This window comes from Paenibacillus sp. EKM206P, assembly GCF_011066155.1.
Classification (GTDB): domain Bacteria; phylum Bacillota; class Bacilli; order Paenibacillales; family Paenibacillaceae; genus Paenibacillus; species Paenibacillus polymyxa_D.
In genome coordinates this window covers 1-4,258 of the sequence record NZ_JAAMNQ010000035.1, presented here as the reverse complement: position 1 = coordinate 4,258, position 4,258 = coordinate 1, and the positions used below count along the sequence as shown (strand labels likewise).

Annotated in this window: 4 protein-coding genes and 2 tRNA genes; 3 read left to right on the top strand and 3 right to left on the bottom strand. The window is 43.4% G+C overall.

Annotated elements, in window-relative coordinates; genetic code table 11:
* Together G9G53_RS25510 and G9G53_RS25505 are read left to right on the top strand one after the other, a co-directional pair.
* Positions 1-73, top strand: a tRNA-Pro gene (locus tag G9G53_RS25510).
* Positions 74-82: 9 nt separating this feature from the next.
* Positions 83-153, top strand: a tRNA-Gly gene (locus G9G53_RS25505).
* Between the two features lie 201 nt (positions 154-354).
* On the opposite strand, the gene G9G53_RS25500 is transcribed toward G9G53_RS25505, so the two are convergent.
* From G9G53_RS25500 to G9G53_RS25490, 3 genes are all read right to left on the bottom strand, one after another.
* Positions 355-1,458: a PAS domain-containing sensor histidine kinase gene (locus G9G53_RS25500; protein WP_029516027.1), complete on the bottom strand. Its 1,104-nt coding sequence runs from the start codon at positions 1,456-1,458 to the stop codon at positions 355-357.
* Positions 1,451-2,104, bottom strand: coding sequence for a response regulator (locus G9G53_RS25495; protein WP_165150863.1), 654 nt, complete (start codon positions 2,102-2,104; stop codon positions 1,451-1,453). Before G9G53_RS25495 ends, G9G53_RS25500 begins: the two co-directional genes overlap by 8 nt.
* 142 nt (positions 2,105-2,246) lie before the next feature.
* Entirely contained in the window at positions 2,247-2,696 is a 450-nt protein-coding gene (locus tag G9G53_RS25490; protein ID WP_029516025.1) for a GAF domain-containing protein, read from the bottom strand.
* 299 nt (positions 2,697-2,995) lie between these two features.
* Between G9G53_RS25490 and G9G53_RS25485 the strand changes: the two genes are divergently transcribed.
* Positions 2,996-3,736, top strand: coding sequence for a Crp/Fnr family transcriptional regulator (locus tag G9G53_RS25485; protein ID WP_029516024.1), 741 nt, complete (start codon positions 2,996-2,998; stop codon positions 3,734-3,736).
* The last annotated feature ends 522 nt before the right edge of the window (positions 3,737-4,258 follow it).

The following is a 4,258-nucleotide window of genomic DNA, read 5'->3' as shown; positions in this document are numbered from 1 at the left end:
GGGATGTAGCTCAGCTTGGTAGAGCACCTGGTTTGGGACCAGGGGGTCGCATGTTCAAATCGTGTCATCCCGATACTGTTTTGCGGGTGTAGTTCAATGGTAGAACTCCAGCCTTCCAAGCTGGTAGCGTGGGTTCGATTCCCATCACCCGCTTTTTGCTATAGCGGATTCTTGTTGCCTCAGTGGTGACACCTTATAAATAAAGAGAGCCTGTCTGGGGACAGAGCTCTCTCTTTTTTTGTATTTATCCTCATGTAATCCACAATGTGTTGATTATCCATAATCTTCGGTATCGGTGTATTCGTTCTGATCATACAACTGGCATACACCGATAACCGATCTAGTGGACAGTTTTTACACGGGAATGGTCAGCTGGATGGAGGTTCCCTCGTCTGGAGCAGAGGTTATGCTCATAAATCCCCCTACCCCTCTAGCTCGTTCTTCCATACTGAACAATCCAACTCCCTCTCCTTGGGACTTTCCAGAGAATCCAATGCCTTTATCCCGAATGGTCACTTGTATCATTTCATTTTGATCCTCAACGTCGACATATGCCTCTGCTACATCTGCGTATTTGGCTACATTCGTTAACGCCTCTTGTACAATCCGATAAATTGCAATTTCCTTGCGAATATCAACCCGTTTACGTAGATTGCATTGAAAATGCACCTCAATCCCGTAATGAGAACAGAAGTTTTCAATATAGGTTCTTATGGCTGGGACGACACCCAGATCATCCAGAACTGAGGGACGAAGTTCCCACGCTAGACCACGAACATCTTTGATGATGTCGGTCACCTGCGAACGGAGATTCTCCAGAGTAGCACTAGGTTGTTCGGCAAGTTGGCTATCCAATTGGATAATAAGTGAAAATAAGCTTTGCCCTATCCCATCATGCAGCTCTCTTGAAAAGCGTTTACGTTCTTCTTCCTGTATTTGCATGACTTGTGTCATCATAGACTGAAGTTCAGCTTCTACTCTCTTCAGTTTAGTGACCTCATTGCGGATCGCTAAGTACTGATAGGGTTTACCTTCCTCGTCCATAAACGGAACGATCGTAGTATTCACCCAGTAGTAGCTGTTATCTTTAGCACGATTACGTATTTCTCCTTGCCATACCTCACCTGAACGGATCGTAGTCCACAGGTTTTTCATGAAGGCGGGGGTATGATAGCCTGAATTAATGAGACGATGATCCTGACCGATCAGCTCTTCACGACTGTATTGCGAAATCTCACAGAACTTGTCGTTTACGTACTGAATAATACCTCGATGATCGGTCAAAGCAACGATGGAAGACGTATCTAGGGCAAATTTCAGATTGGATAATTGGTGGAGTGAGTTACGCAGCGCATGAAGAAAAGGGGATTCTGGTATATAAATTTCCAGATCATTCAGCAGTTTATCGGTTGATTCACCAAAGGCATGCTGCAGTAAAGGGTTAGAAGGTTCATTCATAATGGAGTAGCCCCTTTTTTAGTGCGAATTTGACTAGCTCAGGTCGTGTTTTCAAGTTAAGCTTCTCCATAAGATTGCTTTTATGGGACTCTACGGTTTTGACACTAATCACCAGGTGCTCGGCAATTTCCTTGTTGGCATATCCTTTGGCTACCCAGGATAGAATCTCTTTTTCCCGCTCAGACAAGGATTCATAGGGTCCGGCTATGCCTTCCTGTTTGATTTTGTCCAGATATTCACTCATCAGTCGTTTGGTTGCATTCGGGTACAAATAGGCACTACCTTCGGCCACAGACTGGATGGCAGCGAGTAACTCCTCGTGAGGTGCGCTTTTTAAAATATATCCGGATGCTCCAGCTTGAATGGCTCGGAACAGATATTCTTCATCGTCATGCATCGTTAAAATAAGGACTTCTGTATCGGGCAGCTGTTTTTTTAATTCAGTGGTTGCTGTGAGACCATCTTTTCCAGGTGGCATGCTAAAATCCATGAGCACAACATGAGGTTGTAGCTCCAATGCCTTGCGGATTGCCTCATCCCCGTCTGCTGCATCTCCTACTACCTTAATACCGTTTTTGCCGTCCAATAGGGCCATGAGGCCAGAACGTACGACAACGTGATCATCCACTACTAGTATACGAATCAATTTGTCATCCCCTCGAACGGTAAAAAACCGTACGTTTTGTCATAATCATAGCAAATTTTAGGGATTTCAATCAACAAAGATAGTTAGGGACAGCTATATCAAGTATCTGATGAGGATCATTATCTATAGAAACATTGTTGAGCTATGGAGTGAGAGGGTAAGCACATAGTTGGCTAAGGCGTTGAGCTACTTGAGTAGCCTCGGCTATATCAGACTCTGTGAACATCCTCACATCACGATTACCAAGAAGCAGCACACCGTTGGGCAGATCTCCTGTGCTGGAAAAGGGAATGGCAACAGCAGAGTGAAGCTGCTCGGCCAGCATTAGTGCACATTCCTGACGCAGACGTATACTACCTGATAGCAAAGCACTTACAGTTACGGTACGTCCCAAGCGAACAGCCATACCGGCAATACCATGGCCAATCTTAAAAGAAATAAGTCGATAGCGATTGCTTCGGCTACCAGAGGCGTAATACCAATGCAACTTACCACCTGACTTGGACATAAATGCGAGGGCAGTGAGATCACCATAAATAGTATCTCTTAACTGGTTCAGTTCTTTTCGCATTTCATCCGTTATTTGTAGCATAGAAGACACATCCTTTTTCATAACCAAACTATATCTCTAGTTCATTGTAGTTTCGACAGTTGCAAAAGTAGATCGGGGAACCCCCTGATCTATAGGCGCAGGAAACACTGACTTTTCATCTGGTCGGATAAGGAGTAGGGAAATGGTCGATAAATGGGGCGTTAGCTTACTTCAGAAGTGATATTTATCACAGCAAATCAGGGAGTAGGAAGGTATAAAATCAGGTGTTCTCCCGATAACAACCCAGGCGTTAAAACATTATGATATAGATATCAGGTAAACACGAGGAGGACGCTAACATGCAAGCCACTTGTATGGAACGGTTTGGGGACGAAGCGGAACGCACGGGAATTCAGATTTATTTGACAGATGAGCATTTTGATCTGCTAAAAGATATTATGTCCTGGAAGAAGGTAAAGGCAGGCGTTATGCTTTTCCGAGAGGGCGATGATGCAGAGCAGCTTTATTATATACATTCAGGTCATGTCAAACTTCGTAAATCGACAGAAGATGGTAAAGAACTGATTCTGACCATTCAGCATCAAGGCGACTTAATTGGGGAATTTAGCGGAATAGATGGAGAAGAGTATAGTTGCACTGCGGAAACAGCCGATGTGTGTGAGTTAGGCGTCGTGCTTGTTAAGGATCTGGAGTCGCTCTTGTCCAAAAATGGGGAAATGGCGCTTCAGTTCATCCAGTGGATGGCGATGAAGCAACGCATTATGCAATCGCGTTTTCGGGACTTACTGTTGTATGGTAAAACTGGAGCGTTAGCGTCTACATTGATCCGTGCTAGCAATACATGTGGCGTGGCTGTGAAGGATGGCATTTTATTAAATATGAAGCTAAGTCACTCCGAATTAGGTGAGATGATTGGAGCGACGCGCGAGAGCGTGAACCGGATGCTGAGCGCGCTGAAAGAACAGGGAACCCTAGATACAAGGGATGGAAAGATTGTCATTCACGATCTCAAGGTATTACGTGGCATGTGCTGCTGTCCTTCGTACGGCCAATGTGCCCATGAAATTTGTCGCCTCTAATATATGAATACCATTAGGCGGGGTCCAAGAGACTTCGCCTTGCCGCAGGTCTTATAGCAATCTAGCGCATGGGGTACGAACAACATAGATTACCAAATAACTAATTAACGTCGTATAGCGGCTAATTAGCAATAAGGTATATATATTAAATGGAACTGAATGCATGACATTTTATGCACCAACCGTTTTGAAGTAACAGTGGAGCTAATTCTAATAATGGTTGAATAAAAGGAGGAAGAAATCCCATATTTAAAAAAAAAGGATATTTTTACAAGTTGCTTTCTCTGGCCGAAAATGATATATTATTTGAGCTGACAACAAAACAGCAGTTTCAAAAGCGAAAAGCTTGGGTGAAATGATTTTTAAAAAAAGAAAAAATAACCCTTGCATTTTTGAAACGAACATGATATGATCTTATAGCTGCTGAAAAACGCAGCGAAAGAGAAATGTTTGATCTTTGAAAACTGAACAACGAGTGAGTAAAACGATTTTGTTCGCAAAATCAAACAAGAGATATTTTAT